A 21,645-nucleotide genomic window follows, 5' to 3' on the forward strand; every position below is an offset into this window, starting at 1 on the left:
GAAAGCGGCCAGTGGGTGTCACAGTGGCAGCACCTCACCCTCGGTGTGTGGCACTCCGCACGGCCCACGACCACGGCCTCCGCTGTTTTCCCGGCGGGTTCGTGGCTGTGCCGCCTGCGCAGAGTCGCGCCTCGTCGGGTGAGGGAGCCCGGCGGATCGGAACATCAGGGGTGTCCCCAACTTCCCTGTGGTCCCGGCGACCCCCGCCCCGGGGTGGTCGGGCGGTGTCACCCCCAAAACGTGCGTGAAACCCACGACGGAACCAGGTTAGAAAGAGGAGGCCCCTCGGAATGAGAGTCTCGAAGCGGGCGACGAGCGCGATCGCGCTCAGCGCGGCTGCCGCGCTTGTCGCGAGCGGTTGCTCGAGCGGTGACGGCGACGGCGACGCCGCCGCCAGCAAGGATGGCGCGATCGTCATCCACGGCGTCCAGCCGGAGAACCCGCTGGTTCCGTCGAACACCACGGAGACCGGCGGTGGCAAGGTCATCGACTGGCTGTGGACCGGCCTGGTCGAGTACCCCAACGACGGTGGGGCCCCGCGCAACGCGCTGGCCGAGTCCATCGACACCAAGGACTCCAAGGTCTTCACGATCAAGATCAAGAAGGGTACCAAGTTCCACGACGGTACCGAGGTGAAGGCGAAGAACTTCGTCGACGCCTGGAACTGGGCGGCGTACTCGCCGAACGGCGCGCAGAACGGCTCCTTCTTCTCGGACATCGCGGGCTTCGACAAGACCTACACCGAGGACCCGGACGGCCCGGACGGCCCGCAGAAGGCCCCGACCCCGACGGCCGACAAGCTCTCCGGCCTGAAGGTCATCGACGAGCAGACCTTCGAGGTCACCCTCGCCGCCCCGACCGCGGTCTTCCCGACCAAGCTCGGCTACAGCGCGTTCATGCCGCTGCCGGACGTGTTCTTCACCATGAAGCCCGAGGAGTTCGGCAAGAAGCCGATCGGCAACGGCCCGGTGAAGTTCGTGTCGTGGCAGGACAACGTCCTCATCAAGCTGACTCGTTTCGACGACTACAGCCTGCGCGACAAGATGAAGATCAAGGACGTCGACGTCAAGCTGTACCAGGACGAGACGGCGGCCTACGCCGATCTGCTGGCCAACAACCTTGACTTCATGGAGGTTGTCCCCACCTCGGCGCTCGCCGGCGACAAGTGGAAGACCGACCTCGGTGACCGTGGCCTGAACACCGTCACGCCGTCGACCGCGTTCATCGCGTTCCCGATCTACGACAAGCGCTTCCAGAACCCGAAGCTGCGTCGCGCGGTGTCGCTGTCGATCAACCGGCAGGAGATCTCGGACAAGATCTTCTTCGGTACCCGCAAGCCGGCCGACAGCTGGGCGAACCCGCTGACCCCGGGCGCCAAGCCGGGTAACTGCACCGCCTGCAAGTTCGACCCGACCACGGCCAAGCAGCTGCTGACCGAGGCCGGCGGCTTCACCGGTGAGATGGTCTTCTACTACAACTCGGACTCCAGCCACAAGGACTGGATGGACGCGGTTGCGCAGCAGGTCAAGACCAACCTCGGCATCGACGCGCGGGCCGAGGGCATCCCGACCTTCGCGGTGTTCCGCCAGAACATCAACGCCCACAAGATGGCCGGCCCGTACCGTGCCGCCTGGCAGCAGGACTACCCGGACGTGGAGAACTGGGTCAACCCGCTCTACGTCAAGGGTGGCTCGTCCAACGACGGCCTGTACAGCAACCCCGAGGTCGACACCCTGGCCAAGCAGGCCAGCGCCGCGCCGAGCCTGGAGGCCTCGCACGAGGCGTTCGCCAAGGCCGTCGAGGTTGTCGACCAGGACGTCCCGAGCATCCCGGTCTACTTCTACGGCCAGCAGTCCGGCCACTCGGAGAAGATCAAGAAGCTCGAGCTGAACAACGTCGGCGAACTCGACATCACCTCGGTCGAGCTCTGATCCGAACGGTCTGACCCCGGGTCGGGCTCGCCACATCCGGTGAGCCCGACCCGGGGCCGTTCCGCGAGTGGGTGCCACAGCACTCCACTCGCCACGTTGTCACCACCGTGTCGGCCGTCCGACGCGCCCCCTGTCTGGAGGACCACCCCATGGGCCGTTATCTGTTGAGACGGCTGCTCCAACTCGTGCCGGTCTTCATCGGCTCGACCTTCCTGATCTACTGGCTCGTCTGGTCCGTCCCGGGCGATCCGTTCGCCGGCAAGTGCGGCGAGCGCCGCTGCCCGGACCAGTACGTCGCGTACATGACCGAGAAGTACCACCTGGACCAGAACGTCTTCGTGCAGTACGGCAACTACATGAAGAACCTGCTCCAGGGCGACTTCGGCCAGACGTTCTCGCAGCGCGACATCGGCGGCATCATCGCCACGGCGTACCCGAACACGCTCAAGCTGGCCCTGGTCGCGCTCGCCATCGAGGCCGTGATCGGCCTCGGCGCCGGCATCCTGACCGGTCTGCGCCGCAACGGCTTCCTGGACAACCTGGTCCTCGTCTCGACCCTCTTCCTGCTCGCGCTGCCGGTGTTCGTCGTCGGCTTCGTGCTGCAGTGGCTGCTGGGTGTGCAGTGGGGCATCGTCAAGCCGACCGTCTCGTCCGAGATGCGATTCTCCGAGCTGATCGTGCCGGGCTTCGTGCTCGGTAGCGCGTCGGTGGCGTACATCGCCCGGGTGGCCCGAACGAGCATCGCGGAGAACCGCCGTGCCGACTACGTGCGCACCGCCATCGCCAAGGGCCTGCCGATGCGCCGGGTCGTGGGTGTGCACCTGCTGCGCAACTCGCTCATTCCGGTCGTCACCCTGCTCGGCACCGACCTCGGCGCCCTGATGGGCGGCGCGATCGTCACCGAGGGCATCTTCGGCATCAACGGAATCGGCCGCGAGGTCTACCGCGCGATCGTCACCAAGGAAAGCGCTACCGTGGTTGGCATCGTGGTCGTACTGGTGGTCGTCTATCTGCTGATGAACCTGTTGGTCGACCTGCTCTACGCCGCCCTGGACCCGAGGATCCGTTATGAGTGACCCAAGCACCGCATCGATTGTCAGCACCCCTCCCGCACAGGTGACGGACACCCCGGCCACCTCCGGGCCGCAGGGCAACGAGAAGCCGCGTGGTCTGCTCGGTGACGCCTGGCGGGACCTGCGCCGTAAGCCGCTGTTCTGGATCTCGACGACGATCATCGTCATCTTCCTGCTGATGGCGGCCTTCCCGTCGCTGTTCGCCCCGGGCGACGCGGTCAACGGATCGCTGTCGCGCAGCCTCAACAAGGCGTCCGGCAACGCGTGGTTCGGGTACGACCTGCAGGGCCGGGACGTCTACGCCCGGGTCATCTACGGCGCGCGTGCCTCCATCGTGGTCGCCGTGCTCTCCGTGGTCGGCACCCTGCTGATCGGTGGTGCCATGGGCATCATCTCCGGATACCTCGGTGGCTGGGTCGACACGATTCTCAGCCGGGTCGCGGACGTGTTCTTCGGAGTGCCGTTCGTGCTCGGCGCGATCGTCATCCTGACCACGTTCAACGGTTCGGGCAGCAGCAACAGCAAGGCCGAGATCATGGGCCTGGTGATCATCTCGCTGATCGTGCTGAGCTGGCCGGTCGTGATGCGGTTGATGCGTTCCTCGGTGCTCTCCACCAAGGAGGCCGACTACATCGTGGCGGCGCGTGCGCTGGGTGCCGGCAGCGGCCGGATCATCCTCAAGCACCTGCTGCCGAACTGCCTGGCCCCACTGCTGGTCTACGGCACGATCATGGTCGGCTCGTTCATCGGCGCCGAGGCAACCCTGTCGTTCCTGGGTGTCGGCCTGAAGTCGCCGGTGGTGTCCTGGGGCATCATGATCAGCGAGGGTAAGGATTTCATCCGGGTCGCGCCGGGGCTCGTGTTCTTCCCCGCCGCATTCCTCGTCGCCGCGGTGCTGAGCTTCGTGATGCTCGGTGAAGCGGTCCGCGAGGCTCTCGATCCGAAACTCCGCTAGGGGAGATCCAGTGTCCGACATTCTCGTGTCTGAGCAGTCCGCGCCGGGATCCGGCGGGTCCGGGCGCCCCTCCGGCCGGCTGCTCGAGGTCGACGACCTGCGGGTGGAGTTCCGTACCCGGGACGGCGTCGCAAAGGTCATCAACGGGGTCACGTACCACGTCGACGCGGGGGAGACCCTCGCCGTGCTCGGCGAGTCCGGCTCCGGTAAGAGCGTCACGGCGCAGACGATCATGGGCATCCTCGACACGCCCCCCGGCTTCGTCACCGGTGGGCGGGTCCGCTTCCACGGAAAGGACATGCTCCGCATGTCCGCCGAGGAGCGCCGCCGCATCCGCGGTGAGGGCATCGCGATGATCTTCCAGGACGCGCTCTCCGCCCTGAACCCGGTCTTCACCGTCGGGTTCCAGATCGCCGAACAGTTCCGGGTTCGGCGGGGTCTGGGTCGCGCGGAGGCCAAGAAGCGCGCGATCGAGATGCTCGACCAGGTCAAGATCCCGAACGCCAAGGGCCGGTTCAACAACTATCCGCACCAGTTCTCCGGCGGTATGCGGCAGCGCGCGATGATCGCGATGTCGCTGGCGCTCGACCCCGAGGTGCTGATCGCGGACGAGCCGACCACCGCGCTCGACGTGACCGTGCAGGCCCAGATCATGGACCTGCTCGCGGAGCTCCAGCGTGAGCGGCAGATGGGCATGATCCTGATCACCCACGACCTCGGCGTGGTCGCCGACGTCGCCGATCGGATCGCCGTCATGTACGCGGGCCGGATCGTCGAGGAAGCCGACGTGTACGACCTGTACGCCAAGCCGGCGCACCCGTACACGCTGGGTCTGATCGACTCGATCCCGCGTCTGGACGAGAAGGGGCAGCAGCTCCGGACGATCAAGGGCCTCCCGCCGAACCTGATGAACATCCCGCCGGGCTGCCCGTTCAACCCGCGCTGCCCGATGGCGCAGCCGGTGTGCCGGGAGAAGGTCCCCCCGCTGCTCCAGGTGGGCCCCGCCCGGGCCAGCGCCTGCCACTTCGCCGAGGAGCTGGTGAACCGTGTCTGAGAACATCCTCGAGGTCCGTGACCTGGTCAAGCACTACCCCGTCACCCAGGGTGTGGTGTTCAAGAAGACCGTCGGTCAGGTCAAGGCCGTCGACGGGGTCTCGTTCGGTCTGCGGGCCGGCGAGACGCTCGGTGTCGTCGGCGAGTCCGGCTGCGGCAAGTCGACCCTCGCCCGGGTTCTGATGAACCTGGAGAAGCCGACCGCCGGCAGCGTGGTCTACAAGGGCCAGGACATCTCCAAGCTCTCCGGTGGGGCGCTGCGTCGGCTGCGTCGGCAGATCCAGCTGGTCATGCAGGACCCGTACACCTCGCTGAACCCGCGGATGACTGTCGGTGACCTGATCGGGGAGCCGTTCGAGATCCACCCGGAGGTGGCGCCCCGGGGCAGCCGTCGGGCCAAGGTCCGCGAGCTGCTCGACCTGGTCGGGCTCAACCCGGAGCACATCAACCGGTACCCGCACCAGTTCTCCGGCGGTCAGCGTCAGCGCATCGGCATCGCCCGCGCGCTCGCGCTGCGGCCCGAGGTGATCGTCTGCGACGAGCCGGTCTCGGCGCTTGACGTCTCCATCCAGGCCCAGGTGATGAACCTGCTGGAGAAGCTGCAGACCGAGCTGGGGCTGTCGTACATCTTCATCGCCCACGACCTGTCGGTGGTCCGCCACCTGTCGGACCGGGTGGCGGTGATGTACCTCGGCAAGATCGTTGAGATCGGCACCGAGGACGAGATCTACGAGCGGCCGACCCACCCGTACACCCAGGCGCTGCTCTCGGCGGTGCCGGTGCCGGACCCGACCCAGCGGAACAACAAGACGATCATCCGGCTCACGGGTGACGTGCCGTCGCCGATCAGCCCGCCCTCGGGCTGCCGGTTCCGGACCCGCTGCTGGAAGGCGCAGGAGGTCTGCGCCGAGCAGGTCCCGCTGCTGGAGATCCGGCGCGACTCGGACCACCCGAGCGCCTGCCACTTCGCGGAGCGGCGCGAGATCGTCGCCACCCACGAGGTGTGAGTCACCGGAACCGCCTGCCGACGTCACCACGACGACGGCAGGCGGTTTCGTCTGTCCGGAGCCCTCTGAGCGGTTCGCCACGCTCCCGCACCGCCGGTCGGGTGACGACCCCGCACCGGCGGCCACCGGGGCGCCTCAGAGCGGCCCGCGGCCCGCGCGCAGCAGCAGCAGCGCCAGTTGGGTGCCGTCGGCGCCGAGCGCGAGCCGGAAGCGCTCCAGGATGTCCCGTTCGCGGGAGAGCACGAGGCGGGTTCCACCGGATGCCATCCGGGTCGCCCCGACCTCCTGTGACAGCGCGGCCCGCTCCTGCCAGAGCGCGATCAACGCGTGGTCGATCTCGTCGATCCGTTCCCTGATCTGCACGATCCGCGCAGCGGCGGTCGGCTCCACGGTGCCGGTCCGTGCCTCGGACGGGTCGCCGGTCCGCACCGAAGGCACCACCTCCGGCACGCTCCCGCTCGCCGACGGCTGTCCCGCCTCCGGTCCGGCCGGGCCACCGTTCTGCTCCACCACGTCTGTCATCATCGGGTACCTCTCGCGCTGTGGTGCCCGGTGCCCGGAACCCGGGACGAAAAAGCCCCGGACTCCAGGAGCCCGGGGCTTTTCGCAGGTCTGTCGATCAGGCGCGACCTACGGCAGCCGGACTCCCGGTGCCGTAGTAAAAGTAGTAGCGCGCAGCGATCACGCCGTCGAGTATGCCCACGCCGGTGGCCGGCGCGCAAGGATTCCGGCGCAAAAGGGCGGCCCGGCCGTGTGCTCCAGGCGCAGGCACGGCGACCCGGCCCGGCGGACGGCGCGGTCGGGAAGTGTCCGGCTGGCGGCATAGACTTGGTGCGCGATGCATCCTCTCTTCGACATTCCCGCGTCCCCGCCCGCGCCGGAGTCCGCGCCGGCCCGTCCGCACCGGCCCGGGTCGGCGTCCGTCCGTCTCGATCCGCAGCAGCTCCTCGCCGGGCTGAACGGGCCGCAGCGCGACGCCGTCAGCCACGCCGGTTCCCCGTTGCTGATCGTGGCCGGCGCGGGGTCCGGCAAGACCCGGGTGCTCACCCACCGGATCGCCTACCTGCTCGCCGCACGGGACGTGCATCCCGGTGAGATCATCGCCATCACCTTCACCAACAAGGCGGCCGGCGAGATGAAGGAGCGGGTCGCCGCGCTGGTCGGCCCACGGGCCCGACTGATGTGGGTGTCGACGTTCCACTCGGCGTGCGTCCGCATCCTGCGCGCCGAACACGAGCACGCCGGCCTCAAATCGACGTTCTCGATCTACGACGCGGACGACTCCCGCCGACTGATGCAGCTGGTCACCCGCGAGCTGGATCTCGACCCGAAGCGCTACCCGGCGCGTGGTCTGGCCGCCCAGGTCTCCAACCTCAAGAACGAGCTGGTCGACCCGGAGCAGTTCGCCGCGCGGGCCAGCGGGCCCAACGAGCGGGCGCTCGCCGAGGCGTACACGCTGTACCAGCGCCGGCTGCGCGAGGCGCACGCGCTGGACTTCGACGACCTGATCATGACGACGGTGCACCTGCTCCAGTCCCACCCGCACGTCGCGGAGAGCTATCGGCGGCGGTTCCGGCACGTGCTGGTGGACGAGTACCAGGACACCAACCACGCCCAGTACGTCCTGATCAAGGAGCTGGTCTCCGGCACCGACGGGCTGGAGCCGGCCGAGCTGTGCGTGGTCGGTGACGCCGACCAGTCGATCTACGCGTTCCGGGGCGCGACGATCCGCAACATCCTGGAGTTCGAGCGGGACTTCACCGACGCGCGGACGATCCTGCTGGAGCAGAACTACCGCTCCACCCAGACCATCCTCAACGCGGCCAACGCGGTGATCGACCGGAACACCTCCCGCAAGCCGAAGCGGCTGTGGAGCGAGGCCGGCGACGGCGAGCGGATCGTCGGCTATGTGGCCGACACCGAGCACGCCGAGGCGGACTGGGTGGGCCGGGAGATCGACCGGCTGGTCGACGCCGACGAGACACGCCCCGGTGACGTCGCGGTCTTCTACCGCACCAACGCCCAGTCCCGCGTCTTCGAGGAGGTGTTCATCCGCGCCGGCCTGCCGTACAAGGTGGTCGGCGGGGTGCGCTTCTACGAGCGCAAGGAGGTCCGCGACGCGCTGGCGTACCTGCGCTCGGTGGTCAACGACGACGACACGGTGAGCCTGCGGCGGGTGCTGAACACCCCGCGCCGGGGGATCGGCGACCGCGCGGAGGCGTGCGTCGAGGCGCTGTCCAGCCGTGATCGGATTTCCTTCGGCGCGGCGCTGCGCCGGGCCCGGGAGGCGCCCGGCATCTCCACCCGGGCGGCCAACGGCATCGCCGACTTCGTGGCGCTGCTCGACGGCGCGCGGGAGCTGGCCGAGACCGGCACCCCGGAGGAGGTGCTGGAGGCCCTGCTGACCCGCTCGGGTTACCTCACCGAGCTGGAGGAGAGCCTGGACCCGCAGGACGCGGGCCGGGTGGACAACCTCCAGGAACTGGTCAGCGTCGCCCGGGAGTACACCGAGCGGATCGAGGCGACCGGCGCCGACGGGGAGCGCGCCACCCTGGCGGGCTTCCTGGAGCAGGTCGCGCTGGTGGCCGACGCCGACCAGATCCCCTCCGACGACCCCGACCACCAGGGCGTCGTCACCCTCATGACGTTGCACACCGCCAAGGGCCTGGAGTTCCCGGTGGTCTTCCTGACCGGGCTGGAGGACGGCGTCTTCCCGCACCTGCGCTCGCTGGGCGACACCCGCGAGCTGGAGGAGGAGCGCCGACTGGCGTACGTGGGCATCACCCGTGCCCGACAGCGGCTCTACCTCTCCCGGGCGGTGACCCGCTCGGCCTGGGGGCAGCCGTCCTACAACCCGCCGTCGCGGTTCCTGGAGGAGCTGCCGCCGGAGCTGGTGCGCTGGGAGCGCACCGAGGGGTCGTACACCTCGTGGGCCGGCGGGGGCGGCGGCGTCGGCGGTCGTGCCGACCGTGCGCCCGGCGGTCGGGGCACCTTCACCGGCGGCACCCCGAAGGCGGCGCAGCTTGCCCAGCGGCTCGGCGTGGACGGCAGCCGCCTCACCACGGCCAGCGAGTTGCCGCAGGGGCCGAAGGTGGCCGCCGGCGACCGGGTCAACCACCAGCGCTACGGGCTGGGGCGCGTGCTCGCCGTGGAGGGGCACGGCCCGGGCGCCCGCGCGCAGATCGACTTCGGCGACCAGACCATGTGGCTGGTGCTGCGACACGCCCCGGTCGACAAGCTCTGACGCCCGAAACGGCACCTTCGCGAGGTCGCGCTAGAACATGGAAAGAGTGGCCTCCGCCAGCGCGGAGGCCACCCTTTCAGGATTCTGTGCGGGCCAGGCTCAGCAGCCCAGGTCGACGCCGCGCGCCCGCATGAACGGGGCGGGGTCGATCTGGTTCCACATGCCCTGGTGCACCTCGAAGTGCAGGTGCGGGCCCGTGGCGTCGCCGGTGGCGCCCTCGTAGCCGATCACCTGGCCGGCCTTGACCGCCTGCCCGACGGTGACCGCGATGCGGCTCTGGTGGGCGTAGTGGGTCAGGTAGCCGTTGCCGTGGTCGATGAAGACGGAGTTGCCGTACCCGTCCGCGGCGTCACCGGCCTGGGTGACCGTGCCGGCGGCCGCGGCGCGGATGGGGGTGCCCGAGGGCAGCGCCAGGTCGATCCCGGCGTGCAGGGTGCCCCAGCGCTGGCCGTAGCAGGAGGTGACCGCGGCGCCCGGCATCGGGTCGACCCAGGCGGCCGTCGGCCTGGTGGTCTTCTTCGGCTTCGGCTTCGGCTTGGCGGTGGCCGTCTTCGTCGGTGTCGGGCTGGCGCTGGCCGTCGACGGGCTCACGGTCGGGCTGGCCGACGCCGACGCCGGCGCGCTCGACTCGCGGGTCGAGCGGTCGGCCCGGCTGGCGGCCTCGGCGCGGGACTGGGCGTCGAGCGAGACGGCGGTGGGCGCCGTCCGGTCGGGGCCGGAGGTGGCGACGGCGACCCCACCCAGGCCGAGGGCGACCAGCGCGGCCGCGCCGGCCACGATCAGGCGGTTCCGCCGGCGGGCACGTCGCGGCTGCTCGACGGTGGTGTCGGGGGTGTTCTCGTTCTGGACGGGGCTGTCTTCCTGCACGGCGGACCTTCACAGTCGAGGGGCACTTGACCTCGAAATACTGGTGTCGGGCCGAGCTGGACGACCGTCCGGGACCGGGCGTCCGAACCGGGGGCGGCAGGCCGGCTGACCTGGTATGCGCCGATCTGAAGCGCTCCGTCCGGAAAAGTGATCATGCTGCGCCGTGCGGTCGGTCACAGTCCATGCTGTGATCCAGCAGACATCAGCCGCAGGCCGGGCAGGAAAAACCGCCCGGATCGACAGATCCGGGCGGTCAACGGGCGGCACGCAGCGTCAGGAACCCGCTACCTCGCTGTAGATTGCCTCGACTTGCAGCTTGATGTCCACTCCGCGCTCCTGCAGGTACGGAACGGGGTCGATCGGCGCGCCCTTGACATGAAGCTCAAGGTGCAGGTGGGTGCCGTAGGCGTGGCCGGTCTGGCCCACCAGGCCAAGCTGGTCGCCCGCCTTGACCTGCTGGCCCTCCTTGACGCTGAGCGCGGAGGAGTGACCGTAGATCGCCTCGCTGCCGTCGGCGTGCTGGACGATCACCGCGTAGCCGTAGCCGCCGAACCAGCCGGCCTTGGTGACCAGCCCGTCGTGGACCGCCACGTACGGCGTGCCCTCGGGGACGACCAGGTCGACGCCGGTGTGCAGCTTGCCCCACCGCATCCCGTACGGGGAGTTGAAGTCGTAGCCCTGCAGCGGCAGCATCCAGACCTCGGGCTCGGCCGCTTCCTTCGTGCGGCTGTCCCGGGAGGCGCGCTCGGCGTTGTCCGCACGGGCCGCGACGTCCTGACTGGTGATCGACGCCTGCTTGAGCTCGTCGAGCACGGTCGGGCTGACGTCCTTGGCGTCGGGCAGGGCCGACGCGCCCAGCGCGACGATGCCCGCGCCGACGAAGGCGGTGGTGACGACGGCCGCGTAACGGCTACGTGGGGGGGTGGGTACGCGGCGGCGACCGCGATATCGATCGGGCTCAGACGACAGGCGCTGGCGCACGCACACCCTCCGTTGTCGGGGTTCCGAGGCGGCCGGTGGACGTCCGTGAAGCTCCGGTGAACGTCTGCCGACCGCGTCGTCACCCGTCCATGGACCTGATGACAACCGTGGACACGTTAACCAACCACCAGGCGACTCACAAGCCAGAGCGCCAAATTGGCGTGTCGATCTGTCCGTTTGCGTCCGAGATTGTCATGCATCGCGCCGTCGAACGGTGCCCCCGTAACCACCCGTTCGTCGCCGAGCGTGACCGATCCGGCGGAGTCGTCCGGCTTGACGCCGGGGCCCGGGTAAGACGGCCTCGATCGACAGTGCCGGAGGCCGTGCCTGGGCGCGGCGGAATGTCGTACGTGTTTCCGGCCCGGATTTCCCGGCCCCGGCCGGGCGGGTTACCGTTCGTTCAGGTGAAGGCCGTGAAGCCGGTGAAAGGTGTGCGCTGATGAGCTCTCGTATTCGGGTCGTCGTCGCGAAGCCAGGTCTGGACGGCCACGACCGTGGCGCGAAGGTCGTCGCACGCGCCCTGCGCGACGCGGGGATGGAGGTCGTCTACACCGGCCTGCACCAGACGCCCGAGCAGATCGTGGAGACGGCCATCCAGGAGGACGCCGACGCCGTCGGTCTCTCCGTACTCTCCGGCGCGCACATGACGCTCTTCCGTCGGGTGCTGGATCTGCTGGCCGAGCGTGACGCCCGGGACATCGTCGTGTTCGGTGGCGGCATCATTCCCAACGGCGACATCCCCGAGCTGGAGAAGCTGGGCGTCGCGAAGATCTTCACGCCGGGCGCCACCACGCAGGCGATCGTCGAGTGGGTCCGGCAGAACGTCGCGCAGCCGGTCGCCTGAGGCGCCGGTCCGCTGAGGCGACCGGATCTGGGCACGGGGGAGGGGCCGGACGCACCCCTCACACGTCCGGCCCCTCTATGCACGATGCCCCGCCGCCACCCCTCGACCGACAGGGCATCGGCCGTATCCCGTCTTTGCGCTGATCAGCGCGCCGACACCTGACTCAACGACGCCCCGACGGGCGGGTTACGGACCCCCGGCAACATCGTCCGGACGATTGACGCCGCCCACGGCGCGGCCGGAATCAGCCCCACTCGGCACGGGGGTTGTGCATTACCGCACACCGTGCACCCGCTCGGTTGCCGGCGGTGCCCACCTCGCTAGGCTGCCGCCAATGGCCTGTTTCAACTGATGACAGGCGTCAAACTGTTTTCTGAACGCTGGTGGCGGCGCGACGGCGCGCCGCGGAGACGGGACGGGACGCGCAATCGTGGACCTGTACGAGTACCAGGGGCGGGACCTGTTCGAGCGGCACGGCTTGCCCGTGCTGGCCGGCGGCGTCGCCACTACCCCGGAAGAGGCCCGTGCGATCGCCGAACGCCTCGGCGGTCGCGTGGTCGTCAAGGCGCAGGTGAAGGTCGGCGGCCGAGGTAAGGCCGGCGGCGTCAAGCTGGCCGAAGGCGCCGAGGAGACGGTGGCCCGCGCCACCGACATCCTCGGCATGGACATCAAGGGCCACACCGTCCACAAGGTCATGATCACGGTGACGGCGGACGTGGCCGAGGAGTACTACTTCTCGTACCTGCTCGACCGGGCGAACCGCACCTTCCTCTGCATCGCCAGCGTCGCCGGCGGTATGGACATCGAGCAGGTCGCCGCCGAGACCCCCGACCGCGTGGTGAAGGCGCCGATCGACGCGAACACCGGCGTCGACGAGGCCAAGGCGCGGGAGATCGTCACCGCCGCCGGCTTCCCGGCCGAGGTCGCCGACCAGGTCGTCGAGGTGGCCGTCGGCCTGTGGCAGGCGTTCGTCGCCGAGGACGCCACCCTGGTCGAGGTGAACCCCCTCGCGAAGAACGGCGACGGGCGGCTGCTGCTGCTCGACGCGAAGATCACCCTGGACGAGAACGCCGCGTTCCGGCACCCGGACCACGAGGCCCTGGTCGACCAGGCCGCCGTGGACCCGCTGGAGCAGGCCGCCAAGGCCAAGGACCTCAACTACGTCAAGCTCGACGGCGAGGTCGGCATCATCGGCAACGGCGCGGGTCTGGTCATGTCGACCCTCGACGTCGTCGCGTACGCGGGTGAGCGGCACGGCAACGTCAAGCCGGCCAACTTCCTCGACATCGGCGGCGGCGCGAGTGCCGCCGTGATGGCGAACGGGCTGGAGATCGTGCTCTCCGACCCGGCCGTGAAGAGCGTCTTCGTCAACGTCTTCGGCGGCATCACCGCCTGCGACGAGGTCGCCAACGGCATCATCCAGGCGCTCGCCCTGCTGGAGCAGCGCGGCGAGAAGGTCACCAAGCCGCTCGTCGTCCGGCTCGACGGCAACAACGCCGAGGCCGGCCGGGCGATCCTGGACGGCGCGAACAACCCGCTGGTACAGCGGGTGGACACCATGGACGGCGCGGCCGAGCGGGCCGCCGAGCTGGCAGCTGCGGGGGTCTGATCATGGCTATCTGGCTGACCAAGGACTCGAAGGTCATCGTTCAGGGGATGACCGGCTCCGAGGGCTCCAAGCACACCCGGCGGATGCTCGCCGCCGGCACCAACGTGGTGGGCGGCGTCAACCCGCGCAAGGCGGGCCAGAAAGTCGACTTCGACGGCACCGAGCTGCCGGTCTTCGCGTCCGTGGCGGACGCCATGGCCGAGACCGGGGCCGACGTCTCGGTCATCTTCGTGCCGCCGCAGTTCACCAAGGCCGCCGTGGTCGAGGCGATCGACGCCGCGATCCCGCTGGCCGTGGTGATCACCGAGGGCGTGCCGGTGCACGACACCGCCGCGTTCTGGGCGTACAACCTCGCGCAGGGCGAGCGGACCCGGATCATCGGGCCGAACTGCCCCGGCATCGCCTCCCCGGGCGCCTCCAACGCCGGCATCATCCCGGCCGACATCACCGGCTCCGGCCGGATCGGCCTGGTCAGCAAGAGCGGCACGCTGACCTACCAGATGATGTACGAGCTGCGCGACATCGGCTTCTCCACCTGCGTCGGCATCGGTGGCGACCCGATCATCGGCACCACGCACATCGACGCCCTCAAGGCGTTCGAGGCCGACCCGGAGACCGACGCCATCGTGATGATCGGTGAGATCGGTGGCGACGCCGAGGAGCGGGCCGCCGAGTTCATCAAGGGCAACGTCACCAAGCCGGTGGTCGGCTACATCGCCGGCTTCACCGCGCCCCCCGGCAAGACCATGGGTCACGCCGGGGCGATCATCTCCGGCTCGGCCGGCACCGCCGAGGCGAAGCAGGCGGCGCTCGAAGCCGTCGGCGTCAAGGTCGGCAAGACGCCGACCGAGACCGCGAAGCTGATGCGGGAGATCATGTCCGGCAGCTGAGCCGGCACGGCAACACCGAAGGGGTCGACCGGAACTGGTCGGCCCCTTCGTCGTACCGCCGGATCAGTCGTTGTTCCAGAACGGGTAGTTGCCGGTGAGGCGCAGGATCGCGCCGCCGATGATGTTGATCACGCCGAACGCGATGGCGAGGTAGCCGAGAACCGGCGACTGGCCGTTGCGCCGCGCGTCGCGCAGTGACAGGTAGCCGAAGATGATGCCGAGGATGCCGCAACAGATCAGGCCGAGGACGATGCCCAGCACGCCCCAGAGTGTGGTGCGGTCGCGTCCCCGGGCCGGCGGTGGTGGGGGCGGCGGGTATGCGGTCGTCACGGCTACCTCCGGGCGGTCGTGGGCGGCGGACCCCGGGCCGCGACCGGCGAACGAGACCCGGTTGGCGACGACGGCCACCCCCTCTGGCCCGACGCTAGACCCGACGGGACGGCTCCGACTCCGGTTCGCCCAACTCGCCGCCCTCCGGGGCGGGTTAACGGACTGCCCCCGCCCGCGCGACGTGCCAGAGTAGAGCGGATGTCCCCCGTCACCCCTGACCCACCCAGCCGTGCCGGCGGCGTACGCGCCGACGACCGGCCGGTCGACCGCGCCGCGCCGCGTCGGCGGGTTCCCGCGCCGCGCGCCGGTGGGTCGCCGCGTGGGCGTGCGCCGCTGGCCGTCGCCGCCGGGGTGGCCGCGGCCGGGGCGGCTCTCACCTCGTACCTGCCGGTCGCCATCGTGCTCGGCCTGGTCCAGCTCGGCGCGGATTCCACCACGCTGGGCGGCACCCTGCGCACCGCGCTCGCCGGTTGGCTGGTGGGGCACGGGGTGCCGCTGCACACCGAGGCGGGCCCGTTCGGGCTCGCCCCGCTGGCGCTCACCGTGCTCGCGCTCTGGCGACTGACCCGGGCCGGCGTGCACGTGAGCCGCGCGATCGGCGCCCGCGACACCCGCTCACCGCGTCGCGCGCTGATCGCCGCCGCAGCGGTCGGTCTGGCGTACGCGCTGCTCGGCGCGCTCGCCGCGGTGCTGATCGGCGCGGGCGGGCCGCAGGTGTCCGTGGTGCGGGCGGCGGCCACGTTCGCGGTGGTCGGCACGCTCGGCGCGCTGGTCGGTGCGATCCGGATCACCGCAGTGACCCGGCTGCTCGTCACCCGGATACCCGGCCCGCTGCGCGACGGCGTACGCGCTGGGCTGGTGGCCGCGCTCCTCCTGCTCGGGGCGGGCGCCGGCGCGGCCGGCCTGGCCGTGGCCATGGGCGGCGGTGACGCCGCGGACATGATCGGCGCGTACCGGACCGGAGTGGCCGGGCAGGCCGGGATCACCCTGGTCAGCATGGCGTACGCGCCGAACGCCGCGGTCTGGTCGACCAGCTATCTGCTCGGGCCGGGCTTCGCGGTGGGCGTCGACACGGCCGTGCGTACCAGTGAGGTGTCGGTCGGCGCGCTGCCGGCCGTACCGTTGCTCGCTGGCCTGCCGCGCGGCCCGGTGGACGGCCTCGGCGCCCTGCTGCTCGCGGTTCCGGTGCTGGCCGGGATGGTCGCCGGCTGGTTGCTCGCCCGCCGGCTGGCCCGGTCCGCCGGGTCGGAGCGGCCGCCGCGGCGCTGGGCGGAGCTGTTGGCGCCGGCGGCGCTGGCCGGGCCGGTGGCCGGCGTGCTGCTCGGCGTCGCCGCCGCGGCCTCCGGTGGGCCGCTCGGCGCGGGACGGCTGGCACAGCTCGGGCCGGTGGCCTGGCAGGTAGGCGCGGTGGCGGCCGGTGTCGTCGCGGTCGGCGCGCTGCTCGGCGCCGCCGCCACCCGGGTGCTCGCCCGGAGCCCGCGCGCCGCTCAGACACCGCCGGTGCGCCCCGGAGTCTGACCGTCCGGCTGCGCGGCCGACGGTGGCTCGACCGAGGCTGGGCACGGCCGACGGCGGCGCGGCCGACGGCGGCGCGGCCAACGGCGGTACGGCCAACGTGGCGCGGCCAACGTGGCGCGGAGACGACGCGGGGCGCCCCGGACGGATCCGGAGCGCCCCGTCGGGAGCAGGGTCTTCTCAGGGCTCGGTCGGCAGGTTGACGTTCGCCACGATGCTGATGATGAGCAGCAGGATGCCCAGGCCGACGCCGACCGCGCCGCAGATCAGGCCAGCCTTGGCCTGGCCGGCGTTGCTGGCCTGGCCCTGGGCGACCTTCTGCTTCGCGAGGTAACCGGTCACCACGCCCGCGATACCCACCGGGATGCCCAGGTAGAGGCAGCAGATCAGCGGGATCGACGCGATGCCGAGGATCATCGACACCAGGCCCAGGGTGTTGTTCTGGCCCTGCTGCTGCGGGTAGCCGGCGTTCGGGTACGTCGGGGTGCCACCGTAGGGCTGCTGCTGGCCGTACGGGGCCTGCGGTGCGCCGTACGGGTCCTGCGGCTGCTGGCCGTACGGGGCACCGGGCTGCTGGCCGTAGGGAGCCGCCGGCGGCTGGCCGTACGGCTGGCCCGAGGTGGGCTGGCCGTAGGGCTGGCCCGAGGTGGGCTGGCCGTAGGGCTGACCCGAGGTGGGCTGCTGGCCGTACGGGGCGGCCGGCGGCGGGGCGTACGGGTCGTGCGGCGGCTGGGGGGCGGTCGGGTCCTGGTTGGGCTGCTGGCCGTACGGGTCCTGACCGGGGTTGCCGGGCTGCATTCGAGAAGCTCCTTGGACTGGTTCCGTCAGTTGCTGCTGTTGTTCCCATCCATGATCGCGGTCAGACCACCTCAGGCACAGCACAGCAGCGCGACGACATACCGCGCATTACCCCCGATAACTATTCAGTCCGCCCGTCGGTCACTGTCACAGATCGGCGAACCGCCCAACCGAGGGGCGTCCTGACCTGCCCGATAGGGTGGCCCGGTGACCGAGCCCGCGTCCGCCGCCCGCATCGTCGTCCTCATCTCCGGCTCCGGGAGCAACCTGCAGGCCCTGCTGGACGCCGCCGCCGACCCCGCGTACGGCGCACAGGTCGTCGCGGTCGGCGCGGACCGCGACGGCATCGCGGGCCTGGACCGGGCCGAGGCCGCGGGGGTGCCGACCTTCGTCGAGCGGGTCCGCGACCATGACAGCCGGGAGGACTGGGACCGCGCGCTCACCGCGCACGTCGCCAAGCACCAGCCCGACCTGGTCATCTCCGCCGGCTTCCTCAAGCTGGTCGGCCCGCACTTCCTCGCCGCCTTCGGCGACCGCTACCTGAACACCCACAACACCCTGCTGCCGGCGTTCCCCGGCATCCACGGCCCGCGCGACGCCCTCGCCTACGGCGTGAAGCTCACCGGGGCCACGCTCTTCTTCGTCGACGCCGGCATGGACACCGGGCCGATCGTGGCGCAGGTCGCGGTGCCGGTGCTCGACGACGACGACGTGGACGCGCTCACCGAGCGCATCAAGGAAGCCGAACGGCGCCAGCTCGTCGAGCAGGTCGGCCGCCTGGTCCGCGAAGGCTGGACCATCACCGGAAGGAAGGTCACGGTTCCGTGAGTCCCACTCAGGACGGACGTCGCCCGATTCGGCGGGCGCTGGTCAGCGTCTACGACAAGACCGGATTGGTCGAGCTGGCCCAGGCCCTGCACGCGGCCGGTGTCCAGATCGTGTCCACCGGCAGCACGGCGGGCACCATCGCCGCCGCCGGGGTGCCGGTGACGCCGGTGGAGACGGTGACCGGGTTCCCCGAGGTGCTCGACGGCCGGGTGAAGACCCTGCACCCGAAGGTGCACGCCGGTCTCCTCGCCGACCTGCGCAAGGACACGCACGTCGCCCAGCTCGACGAGCTGGGGGTGGCCGCGTTCGACCTGCTGGTCTCTAACCTCTATCCGTTCCAGGCGACCGTCGCCTCCGGCGCCGGCGTCGAGGAGTGCGTGGAGCAGATCGACATCGGTGGCCCGGCCATGGTGCGGGCCGCCGCCAAGAACCACGCCTCGGTAGCGGTCCTCACCGACCCGGCCGGTTATCCGGCGCTGCTCGGCGCGCTCGACGAGGGTGGCTTCACGCTGGCCCAGCGCCGCGCGCTGGCCGCCCGCGCGTTCGCCGACATCGCCGAGTACGACGTCGCGGTGGCCCAGTGGTGTGCCCAGGAGCTGGCCCCGGCTGACGACTCGTGGCCGACGTTCGCCGGGTCCGCGCTGCGCAAGTCGACAGTGCTGCGCTACGGGGAGAACCCGCACCAGCCCGCCGCGCTCTACATCGACCCGGACGCCCCGGCGGGGCTGGCCCAGGCCGAGCAGCTGCACGGCAAGGAGATGTCGTACAACAACTACGTCGACGCCGACGCCGCCTGGCGGGCCGCCAACGACTTCGCCGACCAGCCGGCGGTTGCGATCATCAAGCACGCCAACCCGTGCGGCATCGCCGTGGGCGCGGACGTGGCCGAGGCGCACCGCCGGGCGCACGCCTGTGACCCGGTGTCGGCGTTCGGCGGCGTGATCGCGGTCAACCGGCCGGTCTCGGTCGAGCTGGCCCGGCAGGTCGCCGAGATCTTCACCGAGGTGGTGGTCGCCCCCGGCTTCGACGAGGGCGCGGTCGAGGTGTTGCAGGGCAAGAAGAACATCCGGCTGCTGCGGGCGCCGGCCTGGAGCCCGGCGAAGGTCGAGTGGCGGCCGGTGACCGGTGGCGTGCTGACCCAGGTCGCCGACCGGGTGGACGCTCCCGGTGACGACCCGGCGAACTGGCAGTTGGCGACCGGCGAGGCCGCGGACGAGGAGTTGTTGCGGGACCTCGCGTTCGCCTGGCGGGCGGTGCGCGCGGTGAAGAGCAACGCGATCCTGCTCGCCAAGGACGGCGCCACCGTCGGGGTCGGCATGGGTCAGGTCAACCGGGTCGACTCCGCGCGGTTGGCGGTCGACCGGGCCGGCGCCGACCGCGCCCGGGGATCGGTCGCCGCATCGGACGCGTTCTTCCCGTTCGCCGACGGCCCGCAGATCCTTCTCGACGCCGGCGTCCGCGCCATCGTCCAGCCCGGCGGCTCGATCCGCGACGAAGAGGTCATCGCAGCGGCCAAAAAGGCCAACGTAACGATGTACCTGACGGGAACCCGCCACTTCTTCCACTGACCCTCGTCTGCACCCCGTCGATCATGAAGTTATTGCCCTGACACGCCGATGTGCAGGGCAATAACTTCATGATCAACTGCCCCTTTGGGGTCAGGCTGGCGTGACCGGGCGGAGTTCGGCGAAGTGGCAGGCCGAGGGGTGCGGGTCTGCCGCTCTCGGCACCGCCTGGGGATCCTGGGTGGCGCAGATGTCCTGGGCCTTCCAGCAGCGGGTGCGGAAGTGGCAGCCGCTCGGCGGGTCGGCCGGGCTGGGCACGTCGCCGACCAGCCGGATCATGTTGCGCTGATCGCGTACCTCCGGGTCCGGCACCGGCACGGCCGAGAGCAGCGCCTGGGTGTACGGGTGGGTGGCACGCTCGTAGATCTCGTCCTCGGTGCCGATCTCGACGATCCGGCCGAGGTACATCACGGCCACCCGGTCGGCGATGTGCCGGACCACGGACAGGTCGTGCGCGATGAAGATGTAGGAGAGCCCGAGCTCGTCCTGGAGCTGCTCCAGCAGGTTGATCACCTGGGCCTGGATGGACACGTCCAGCGCCGACACCGGCTCGTCGCAGACGATGATCTCGGGCCGCAGGGCGAGCGCCCGGGCGATGCCGATGCGCTGGCGCTGACCGCCGGAGAACTGGTGCGGGTACCGGTTGATGTACTCCGGGTTGAGCCCGACCAGGTCCAGCAACTCCTGCACCCGCTTGGCCTTGCTGCCCTTCGGTGCGGCGTCCCGGTGGATCTCGAACGGCTCACCGATGATGTCGCCGACCGTCATCCGCGGGTTCAGCGAGGTGTACGGGTCCTGCATGACCATCTGCATGTTGCGGCGCAGCCGGCGCAGCTCGCCCCCGGAGGCCTTGAACAGGTCCCTGCCCTCCAGGGTGGCCCGGCCCGAGGTGGGCGTCTCCAGCCGCATCAGCAGCCGGGCGAGGGTGGACTTGCCGCAGCCGGACTCGCCGACCACGCCCAGCGTCTCGCCCCGGCGCAGCTCGAAGCTCACGCCGTCGACGGCCTTGACGGCGCCGATCTGCCGCTGGAACAGCACACCCTGACTGATCGGGAAGTGCTTCACCAGGTTGTCGACGGAGAGGATGGTCTCGCCCCGGACCTTGGTGGAGCTAGCGGGCGCTGTCATCACGAACCTCCTGCGCGAAGTGGCAAGCGCTGGTCCGGCCGTCGCCGAGGACCAGGTCGTGCGGCACCACGTCCACGCAGACCTGCTGCACGTACGGGCACCGGGGGTGGAACGGGCAGCCGGAGGGGATGCGCATCAGGTTCGGCGGCAACCCCTTGATCGTCGACAGTTCCTGGCTGCGGACGTCCATCCGCGGGATCGACTCCAACAACCCCTTGGTGTACGGGTGGGCCGGCGCCTTGTAGAGCGAGCGGACGTCGGCGTGCTCGACGATCCGACCCGCGTACATGACCGCGATCCGGTCCGCGACGCCGGCGACCACACCCAGGTCGTGGGTGATCAGGATCATCGCCATGTTGAGGTCCCGGCGCAGGTCGGCCAGCAGGTCCATGATCTGGGCCTGCACCGTGACGTCGAGCGCGGTGGTGGGCTCGTCGGCGATCAGCACCTTCGGGTCCAGCGCCAGCGCCATGGCGATCATGACGCGTTGCCGCATGCCGCCGGAGAACTGGTGCGGGTAGTCGCCGATCCGCTTGGCGGCACCGGGGATCTTGACCAGGTCCATCAGCTCGACGGCCCGGCGGCGGGCGTCGCCCCGGGACATGCCGGCGCGCTGGCGCAGCGTCTCGCCGATCTGCCAGCCGACCGGGAAGACCGGGTTCAGCGCGGAGAGCGCGTCCTGGAAGATCATCGCGATCTCCTTGCCGCGGACCTGCCGGCGCTGCTCCTCGGACGCCGTGAGCAGGTCCTGACCCCGGTAGAGGATCTGGCCGGAGCGGACGAACGCGGGCGGCGTGTCCAGGATGCCCATGATCGCCTGGGCGGTGACCGACTTGCCCGAGCCGGATTCGCCGAGCACCGCCAGGGTCTCCCCGGCGTCCAGGTGGTACGACACGCCGTTGATCACCCGGGCCACGCCCTCGTTGGTCCGGAACTCGACGTGCAGGTCCCGCAGTTCCAGCAGGTGGCCGCCCTCAGGGGTGGGGGAGGCGGGGGTGGGTTCGACGGTGGAGTGGGTCATCAGAGA

The 21,645-nt window shown here is 70.5% G+C and carries 19 protein-coding genes; 12 read left to right on the forward strand and 7 right to left on the reverse strand.

The features are described 5' to 3' along the window. Positions 1-290: 290 nt before the first annotated feature. The 5 genes from ACFYPH_RS22640 to ACFYPH_RS22660 all read left to right on the forward strand — a co-directional run bounded on the left by ACFYPH_RS22640 (position 291) and on the right by ACFYPH_RS22660 (position 6,019). A complete protein-coding gene (locus tag ACFYPH_RS22640) occupies positions 291-1,931 on the forward strand; it encodes an ABC transporter substrate-binding protein (RefSeq protein ID WP_387184360.1) in 1,641 nt (546 codons plus the stop codon). A gap of 149 nt (positions 1,932-2,080) precedes the next feature. Continuing rightward, a complete protein-coding gene (locus ACFYPH_RS22645) occupies positions 2,081-3,007 on the forward strand; it encodes an ABC transporter permease (RefSeq protein ID WP_354855372.1) in 927 nt (308 codons plus the stop codon). Beyond that, positions 3,000-3,959: an ABC transporter permease gene (locus ACFYPH_RS22650; protein ID WP_355068473.1), complete on the forward strand. Its 960-nt coding sequence runs from the start codon at positions 3,000-3,002 to the stop codon at positions 3,957-3,959. Before ACFYPH_RS22645 ends, ACFYPH_RS22650 begins: the two co-directional genes overlap by 8 nt. Before the next feature lie 25 nt (positions 3,960-3,984). Further along, positions 3,985-5,013, forward strand: coding sequence for an ABC transporter ATP-binding protein (locus ACFYPH_RS22655; RefSeq protein WP_354855394.1), 1,029 nt, complete (start codon positions 3,985-3,987; stop codon positions 5,011-5,013). Next, on the forward strand, positions 5,006-6,019 hold the full coding sequence (locus ACFYPH_RS22660) for a dipeptide ABC transporter ATP-binding protein (RefSeq protein WP_354855374.1): 1,014 nt from the start codon (positions 5,006-5,008) through the stop codon (positions 6,017-6,019). The genes ACFYPH_RS22655 and ACFYPH_RS22660 overlap by 8 nt, the downstream gene beginning before the upstream one ends. 135 nt (positions 6,020-6,154) lie before the next feature. Here the strand turns inward: ACFYPH_RS22660 and ACFYPH_RS22665 are convergent, their stop codons facing one another. Then, positions 6,155-6,544, reverse strand: a complete 390-nt coding sequence (locus ACFYPH_RS22665) for a chorismate mutase (RefSeq protein ID WP_354855375.1) — start codon at positions 6,542-6,544, stop codon at positions 6,155-6,157. Positions 6,545-6,857: 313 nt separating this feature from the next. On the opposite strand from ACFYPH_RS22665, the gene pcrA reads away from it, so the two are divergent. After that, positions 6,858-9,263: a DNA helicase PcrA gene (gene pcrA / locus ACFYPH_RS22670; RefSeq protein WP_354855376.1), complete on the forward strand. Its 2,406-nt coding sequence runs from the start codon at positions 6,858-6,860 to the stop codon at positions 9,261-9,263. 99 nt (positions 9,264-9,362) lie between these two features. Here the strand turns inward: pcrA and ACFYPH_RS22675 are convergent, their stop codons facing one another. Further along, a complete protein-coding gene (locus tag ACFYPH_RS22675; protein WP_354855377.1) occupies positions 9,363-10,130 on the reverse strand; it encodes a M23 family metallopeptidase in 768 nt (255 codons plus the stop codon). Between the two features lie 273 nt (positions 10,131-10,403). Continuing rightward, on the reverse strand, positions 10,404-11,111 hold the full coding sequence (locus tag ACFYPH_RS22680; RefSeq protein ID WP_234590189.1) for a M23 family metallopeptidase: 708 nt from the start codon (positions 11,109-11,111) through the stop codon (positions 10,404-10,406). Positions 11,112-11,550: 439 nt separating this feature from the next. Here ACFYPH_RS22680 and ACFYPH_RS22685 point away from each other — a divergent pair, with 439 nt between their 5' ends. From ACFYPH_RS22685 to sucD, 3 genes are all read left to right on the forward strand, one after another. Further along, the gene (locus ACFYPH_RS22685; RefSeq protein ID WP_354855378.1) at positions 11,551-11,955 is read left to right on the forward strand and encodes a cobalamin B12-binding domain-containing protein; all 405 of its coding nucleotides are present in this window, start codon (positions 11,551-11,553) and stop codon (positions 11,953-11,955) included. Between the two features lie 430 nt (positions 11,956-12,385). Further along, positions 12,386-13,564, forward strand: coding sequence for an ADP-forming succinate--CoA ligase subunit beta (gene sucC, locus ACFYPH_RS22690; RefSeq protein WP_354855379.1), 1,179 nt, complete (start codon positions 12,386-12,388; stop codon positions 13,562-13,564). Positions 13,565-13,566: 2 nt separating this feature from the next. Next, on the forward strand, positions 13,567-14,454 hold the full coding sequence (gene sucD / locus ACFYPH_RS22695; RefSeq protein ID WP_354855380.1) for a succinate--CoA ligase subunit alpha: 888 nt from the start codon (positions 13,567-13,569) through the stop codon (positions 14,452-14,454). A 63-nt stretch (positions 14,455-14,517) separates the two neighbouring features. Here sucD and ACFYPH_RS22700 read toward each other — a convergent pair whose 3' ends face one another. After that, a complete protein-coding gene (locus tag ACFYPH_RS22700; protein WP_354855381.1) occupies positions 14,518-14,784 on the reverse strand; it encodes a DUF4190 domain-containing protein in 267 nt (88 codons plus the stop codon). Between the two features lie 198 nt (positions 14,785-14,982). Here ACFYPH_RS22700 and ACFYPH_RS22705 point away from each other — a divergent pair, with 198 nt between their 5' ends. Then, positions 14,983-16,302: a DUF6350 family protein gene (locus tag ACFYPH_RS22705; protein ID WP_363936547.1), complete on the forward strand. Its 1,320-nt coding sequence runs from the start codon at positions 14,983-14,985 to the stop codon at positions 16,300-16,302. A 177-nt stretch (positions 16,303-16,479) separates the two neighbouring features. Here the strand turns inward: ACFYPH_RS22705 and ACFYPH_RS22710 are convergent, their stop codons facing one another. Beyond that, positions 16,480-17,097: a DUF4190 domain-containing protein gene (locus tag ACFYPH_RS22710; protein WP_387184369.1), complete on the reverse strand. Its 618-nt coding sequence runs from the start codon at positions 17,095-17,097 to the stop codon at positions 16,480-16,482. 207 nt (positions 17,098-17,304) lie between these two features. Here ACFYPH_RS22710 and purN point away from each other — a divergent pair, with 207 nt between their 5' ends. Together purN and purH are read left to right on the forward strand one after the other, a co-directional pair. After that, the gene (gene purN / locus ACFYPH_RS22715) at positions 17,305-17,925 is read left to right on the forward strand and encodes a phosphoribosylglycinamide formyltransferase (protein WP_354855384.1); all 621 of its coding nucleotides are present in this window, start codon (positions 17,305-17,307) and stop codon (positions 17,923-17,925) included. Then, entirely contained in the window at positions 17,922-19,493 is a 1,572-nt protein-coding gene (gene purH, locus ACFYPH_RS22720; RefSeq protein WP_363936543.1) for a bifunctional phosphoribosylaminoimidazolecarboxamide formyltransferase/IMP cyclohydrolase, read from the forward strand. Before purN ends, purH begins: the two co-directional genes overlap by 4 nt. A gap of 90 nt (positions 19,494-19,583) precedes the next feature. On the opposite strand, the gene ACFYPH_RS22725 is transcribed toward purH, so the two are convergent. After that, positions 19,584-20,618 (reverse strand): ABC transporter ATP-binding protein, encoded by a 1,035-nt coding sequence (locus ACFYPH_RS22725; protein WP_387184373.1) that lies wholly within the window; start codon positions 20,616-20,618, stop codon positions 19,584-19,586. Next, positions 20,602-21,639, reverse strand: coding sequence for an ABC transporter ATP-binding protein (locus ACFYPH_RS22730; RefSeq protein WP_387184376.1), 1,038 nt, complete (start codon positions 21,637-21,639; stop codon positions 20,602-20,604). The genes ACFYPH_RS22725 and ACFYPH_RS22730 overlap by 17 nt, the downstream gene beginning before the upstream one ends. Positions 21,640-21,645: the final 6 nt, after the last annotated feature.

The sequence above is a fragment of the Micromonospora sp. NPDC005252 genome, assembly GCF_042872475.1.
Lineage (GTDB): Bacteria > Actinomycetota > Actinomycetes > Mycobacteriales > Micromonosporaceae > Micromonospora.

Bases quoted from the DNA above. Each gene is read 5' to 3' on its own strand.
- ACFYPH_RS22650 (WP_355068473.1), top strand. From the start codon at position 3,000: ATGAGTGACCCAAGCACCGCATCGATTGTCAGCACCCCTCCCGCACAG.
- pcrA (WP_354855376.1), top strand. From the start codon at position 6,858: ATGCATCCTCTCTTCGACATTCCCGCGTCCCCGCCCGCGCCGGAGTCC.
- ACFYPH_RS22730 (WP_387184376.1), bottom strand. From the start codon at position 21,639: ATGACCCACTCCACCGTCGAACCCACCCCCGCCTCCCCCACCCCTGAG.
- ACFYPH_RS22705 (WP_363936547.1), top strand. From the start codon at position 14,983: ATGTCCCCCGTCACCCCTGACCCACCCAGCCGTGCCGGCGGCGTACGC.
- ACFYPH_RS22685 (WP_354855378.1), top strand. From the start codon at position 11,551: ATGAGCTCTCGTATTCGGGTCGTCGTCGCGAAGCCAGGTCTGGACGGC.
- ACFYPH_RS22665 (WP_354855375.1), bottom strand. From the start codon at position 6,544: ATGATGACAGACGTGGTGGAGCAGAACGGTGGCCCGGCCGGACCGGAG.
- ACFYPH_RS22645 (WP_354855372.1), top strand. From the start codon at position 2,081: ATGGGCCGTTATCTGTTGAGACGGCTGCTCCAACTCGTGCCGGTCTTC.
- ACFYPH_RS22710 (WP_387184369.1), bottom strand. From the start codon at position 17,097: ATGCAGCCCGGCAACCCCGGTCAGGACCCGTACGGCCAGCAGCCCAAC.
- ACFYPH_RS22725 (WP_387184373.1), bottom strand. From the start codon at position 20,618: ATGACAGCGCCCGCTAGCTCCACCAAGGTCCGGGGCGAGACCATCCTC.
- sucD (WP_354855380.1), top strand. From the start codon at position 13,567: ATGGCTATCTGGCTGACCAAGGACTCGAAGGTCATCGTTCAGGGGATG.
- ACFYPH_RS22640 (WP_387184360.1), top strand. From the start codon at position 291: ATGAGAGTCTCGAAGCGGGCGACGAGCGCGATCGCGCTCAGCGCGGCT.